Origin of the sequence: Mesorhizobium sp. M4B.F.Ca.ET.017.02.2.1 (genome assembly GCF_003998955.1) — a bacterium.
Classification (GTDB): Bacteria; Pseudomonadota; Alphaproteobacteria; order Rhizobiales; family Rhizobiaceae; genus Mesorhizobium; species Mesorhizobium abyssinicae.
Window position 1 is genome coordinate 1 of the sequence record NZ_RZOF01000679.1, and the last position, 691, is coordinate 691.

The 691-nt window shown below is 63.8% G+C and carries 2 protein-coding genes; both read right to left on the bottom strand.

The features are described from left to right. A partial coding sequence (locus EN738_RS34805; RefSeq protein WP_127287422.1) for an SET domain-containing protein-lysine N-methyltransferase occupies positions 1–309 on the bottom strand: 309 nt, incomplete at its 3' end. Between the two features lie 109 nt (positions 310–418). Beyond that, positions 419–691 (bottom strand): SDR family oxidoreductase (locus EN738_RS34810; RefSeq protein ID WP_127287424.1); only part of this gene is annotated, 273 nt, incomplete at its 5' end.

Here is a 691-nt window from a genome sequence, read left to right on the forward strand (position 1 = left end):
GATGTCGCGGGTCGCGGTCGCCCCGCCATATTGCGAGAAATCCGTGTTCGGCCGCTCGGCATGGTTCATGAAGCGGCCATTGTCGACCTCGTAGACCATGAAGCCCGGCCGGTCGGGGCTGGGGTAGGCGTAGCGGTCGAGCAGTTCCTTCAGATGCGGCGGCGCCGCCTCGTATTTCTCCATCGGGATCAGCCGGTCGAAATCCGGATCGAGGCGCCAGATCGAGGCGCCCTTGCGGATCGGCTCGGCGGCGAAAACGCCGACACCTTCGATGGCGCTCTGGGCGACGTAGGTCCTGATCAGCAGCATCTCTTACCGTCCGTTGTCGACGGGAAACGGAATCGTCAAATCGGAGCGAAATGCAAGGCCGCTTCGTGAGATTTTCGGCTGGCGGGCAGTGCTGTGGCCGCCAATCCCTTCACGTCCGGTTGATCGAGACGCCGCCATCGGCAAACAGCGCGGTGCCGGTGGTGAAGCTCGATGCGTCCGAGGCGAGATAAAGCGCCGAGCGGGCGATCTCTTCCGGCTGCGCCACACGCTTCAATGCATGAAGGTTTTCGACGAAGGTTCGCGATTCCGGGGTCTTGAATGTCGCCGCCGGCGTGTCGGTGCCGCCCGGCAACAAAGCGTTGACGCGCAAGCCCTGCGGCCCGTATTCGGCGGCCAGCACCTGCGTCAAACCGATCAACCC